The sequence below is a fragment of the Stieleria sp. genome (assembly GCF_041595215.1).
GTDB lineage: Bacteria > Planctomycetota > Planctomycetia > Pirellulales > Pirellulaceae > Stieleria > Stieleria magnilauensis.
Map to the genome: position 1 here is coordinate 1 of NZ_JBFHKV010000721.1, position 4,573 is coordinate 4,573.

The 4,573-nt window shown below is 59.5% G+C and carries 3 protein-coding genes; 1 reads left to right on the plus strand and 2 read right to left on the minus strand.

What is annotated here, in order from left to right; all coding sequences use genetic code 11:
* Positions 1-515, minus strand: a 515-nt coding sequence (locus ABX749_RS23125) for an alpha-E domain-containing protein (protein ID WP_372898070.1), incomplete at its 3' end; no start/stop codon positions are given.
* Positions 516-623: 108 nt separating this feature from the next.
* Positions 624-2,138, minus strand: coding sequence for a circularly permuted type 2 ATP-grasp protein (locus ABX749_RS23130; protein ID WP_372898072.1), 1,515 nt, complete (start codon positions 2,136-2,138; stop codon positions 624-626).
* Between the two features lie 402 nt (positions 2,139-2,540).
* Here ABX749_RS23130 and ABX749_RS23135 point away from each other — a divergent pair.
* The coding region (locus ABX749_RS23135; RefSeq protein ID WP_372898071.1) for a hypothetical protein at positions 2,541-4,573 on the plus strand (2,033 nt) is incomplete at its 3' end.

A 4,573-nucleotide genomic window follows, 5' to 3' on the forward strand; every position in this document is an offset into this window, starting at 1 on the left:
GACGTCTTGTCGGCCCGCTCGAGCAAACGCCCGACGTTGAGAAAGTGCCAGGCGGTGTTGTGGGGCATCGTGTTGTCCAACACGCCGGTCCACATCAGTGCGTGGTCGCGAACCTGCTCAAAAAAATCCGCCGTCGGATCGGTCAACTGCGACGGGCTGCTGTCGCGAACGAAATGGTAGAAATCATTGAGTTCCTCAAACGCCTCGGTCGACAACGCCTCGCGGACGCTCCGCGCGTTTTCGCGCGATGCCCGTAAACACGTCAGCATCGAACTGTGGTACTCGCGATCAAACGCCAAGAATTGCACCACGTTCTGACAGTTCGCCGTGCCGTACTTGGCCTTGAACCACTCGTTGTCGCCGGTCACCTGAACCAATGGTTTCCAGGGATCGACCAGGTATTCCGGTTGGTCCAACGTCATGTGCAACGTCACTTCGATGAATCGAGCCAAATTCTCAGCTCGCTCGGCCTGACGGCTCATCCAGTAAATCGATTCAGCAACACGTGAAAGCATAAAAGGCTCAGTTAAATGGTAGCCGGTTCGTTTTCAATCGGTCATTCGTCTACGTCGCATCTCGCCTGGGGCAGTCGCGCGACTCACATCCGCGATTTGCGGTTCGGGTCAGTGATCGACCGGGTCGGTTTCGTCGTCGTGCGCACTGGCGACCGCCTGTCCCTGTTCGGCGACCACCCAGGTATCCTTGCTGCCGCCGCCCTGTGAGGAATTGACGACCAACGATCCCTTGCGCAGCGCCACGCGGGTCAAACCGCCCGGCAACACCCAAACGTCATCCGGTCGGCTGCACAAAATGTAGGGTCGCAAATCGACGTGACGGCCTTCCAAGTGATCGTCGATCACCGTCGGGGCGCGCGACAGTTCCAGCGTCGGTTGGGCGATCCAGTTCCGCGGATCCTCTTTGATCTTCTGGGCGAACTCCTCGCGCTCTTCTGGTTTCGCGTGCGGACCGATCAGAATGCCGTAACCGCCCGATTCCCCGGCCGCTTTGATCACCAATTCGTCCATGTGCGACAACACGTACTTCCGATCCTCTTCCTTTTGGCAAACGTAGGTCGGAACGTTGGGCAAGATCGGCTCTTCGTCCAAATAATATTTAATCATGTCCGGGACAAACGCGTAGATCACCTTGTCGTCGGCAATGCCCGTCCCGGGGGCATTGGCCAAGCAGACGTTGCCCGCGCGGTACACGTCCATCAATCCCTCGACCCCCAACACGCTGTCTTTGCGAAACGTCTTGGGATCCAAAAACGTGTCATCGACCCGCCGGTAGATCACGTCCACACGCTGCAGCCCGCGTGTCGTTTTCATGTAGACGAAGTCGCCTTCGACGACCAAGTCGCGGCCCTCGACCAATTGGACCCCCATCCGCTGGGCCAAGAACGAGTGCTCGTAGTAGGCGCTGTTGAAAACACCGGGTGTCAACACGACGACGGTCGGATCGGAAACATGCGGCGGCGCGACATCGCGCAACAGTTGAAACAGTCGCGACGTGTAATCGGTGACCGGGCGAACCCGCGACGCGCCGAACACCTGCGGAAAGTTCCGTTTCATCACGTGACGGTTCTGCAACACATACGACACCCCGGACGGACATCGCAAATTGTCTTCCAGAACGTAGACGGTCCCCGTATTGTCACGGACCAAATCCGTGCCCGTGATGTGACACCAGCCGTCGTTGACGGGCTTCAGTCCGCGACTTTCCTCGAGATACGCCGGGGCCGTGTCGACCAACTCCGCCGGAATGATCCCCTCCTTGATGATGGCCCGTTCGTTGTAGACGTCACAGAGGAACCGATTCAATGCACGGATCCGTTGACGCAAACCGGCGTCAATGTGCTTCCACAAGATCGCCGAGACGATCCGCGGCACCACGTCAAAGGGCATGATCTTTTCCGTGCCCGATTTGTCACTGTAGACCGTGAACGTGATCCCCATCCGGAACAGGGCCTGCTCGATCGCATGCTGGCGACGCGACAGTTCCTGCGGCGGAAAGCGGTTGAACAGCGAGACTAACTCTTCAGCATCCGGACGAGCGAGATTGTTTTTGTCGACTAACTCGTCGAAGAAACCATCCGTCTGATAATTTGGCAGGGACGGAATCGGACCAAGTGACTGCATCTGAGACACGGATCCGGAAGTTTGTTTTTGCATGGCGGACTCTTTTGCGCGTGCTTTAAAGCAGTGCGCAACAGGCAAACGAAACGACACGAGTAAAAAAGGACGTTCGGTGGTGGAGCTGGATCCGCCAAGTTCCAGACCATGGACAGATTCTAATCAGATCTGTCTCCGGACGCCTCCTGGCAGTCGCCCGGCAGCACCTTGCGGGGCACAGCCCTCCCGAAAGCCTACTTTAAGGGAACGGCGTGATCTCCGCATCCATCCCAGGCCAAGGTTTCGACAACATTGACCAAATCGCTCCGCCGCGCGGCCGGCCGACGGCGCTGTATCATGAGCCTGTCGTTTTGCGACGGAATCTCCCTTCGACTGCTTCTTTCCTACTCTTTGCGATCTGCCCCACCCGTGCGCGGCGACACCCTGAAACGGCTACCGCTCTATTCGCTCGCCTCGGGCGTGATCGTCGCGATCGTGTTGATGGCCATCGCCCTCTCCGGGGCACCGATCCCCAACATCGGCCTCGGGGCGCTCGGTTTGCTGCCACTGGCGGCGGCACTGGTGGATGCCGTTCGTTTGAAAACGAAATACGCGTCCGGCCGGCCCAATCGGGACGACGGGGCAGGGCAGGGGGGGACGGGCCAAACGACGCCCCAGTCGGAACTGCAAGAGTGGCTCAAGGAAAAGGCGGAATCGCTGGCCGCGCAGGAACAGGAACTCAACGCACGCGCACTGTCGTTGCAGCAGTGGATGCAATTCCCCGATGCGATCGATTTCAAGAACACCGACCCGACCCGCCGGCCGCCGCCGACCGAGACGCCGGAAATCTCCGTCGATGACCCGATGGCACGGCACGATCGCGAGTTGCTGGAATTGGTCGAAGCCAAAACGCGAGAGCTGTTTGACAGCATTAAACAAGACGCCTACCGCAAAGAAATCGGCGACCGCAAAGTTTTTGACAATGAAAAAGTCCGCACGGATCTGGTCGCCCTGGTTTCCGACGTCGTGGCGATTTACCGCCCCGGTGAGACAGCGCCGCTGCTGAAAACCAATGTCGACGCCGTCTCACGGGCCGTCGGACGGGCTTCGTTGAGACTGTTGGTCGCGGTGGAAAGTCTGCCGGGCGGATTGGCCAGCTATGATTTCCAGTCGATCTACAACGTGGTCATGCGGGCAGTCAAAACCTTCGGCCTCTACAAGTCGGCCCGACCTTACATCGATGTCGCCTCCAACGTGCTGTTCGCCGGCCGGATTGTCAGCAGCACCAACCCGCTGACCCTGGTCGCGTGGTGGGCAGCCAGCAAAGCGACAACCTACGGCGCGTCGAAATTGGGCGCCCACGTACTGGATCAACAAGCCGTCGGGCTGATCCGTCAGCTCGTTGAAATCATTGCCATCGAAGTCGCGTCGATCTACAGCCCGATGGTCCGCTACCGAGACGTCCATTGGATCTACGGCGTCGAATTGGTTCATCTGGCCAGCGAACTGGCGATCTCCGACTCCGCCCGCGTGGCGGCGATGAAACAATTGTCGGCGCTGAACCTGCGGGATGAGTACGGCCGGGTTTCGCTGCTGCGTCATCTGGCCGACGGTTCCACCTCGCGACCGTCCGACTACCAACCCGCCCAATCCCTGCCGGCATCGGATCGCAAGATCGTGGCCGAGCGTTTGGAAGCGTTCTTGCTGACCTACGTTCTGGACGACAAGAAAAATCGTCCTCAAAAAGCCACGATCGACGCCTGGCAAACCTCGGCGGCGGATCGCCTGGAGATCCAATTCCGTGTCGGCCAAGTCGACGTGTCGCCGGAAGAACAAACCGAACGGGCGATCTGCGCACTCGCTTCGTTTGCCCTCCAACACTTCGGGGACGACCCCGAACCGGCGATCGGCCGGCTTAAAATGACGCAAACCTTCAACGCAATCGATTCGTCGTCCCGCGCCCGCCTGGTCCGAGAAATCCAAGCCGAGCCGCCGTTCTTGTACCACCCACCCAGCCTGGATCCGGACGGCGAAATTTGCAAACGCTTCCTCACAGATCTGATCCACTTGGCCGCCAACGGTCGCAAACCACCCGAGCTTCTCGTTGCGGGGCCTCGGGCAAGCGACACTGCGGTCGAATTGGTGTCTTGGTCCGGCGAGGAAGCCATTCGTGTGACCGCCTACTTCATGCGTACCGACGCTGATGAACTGATCAAGCAATACCGCCAACGCGACGCCGCCCAGCTGCTCGGTCAAACCAACCCGGCGAGTCTGTCACCGGAGGTTGCCACCGCGCTGCATTATCTGCTCGGCCAAACCGGCTCGGAGCAAGGGGTGCGTTGTGTGTTCAGCGATGCAACGCTGTCGACCGATGACCAACCGGTCGCGCTGGCCCGAATCGGTTCCTCGCTGATTTGCTTTCGGCTCCAGGGCGATGCCGACCGGGCGACCGCCAGTTTGAC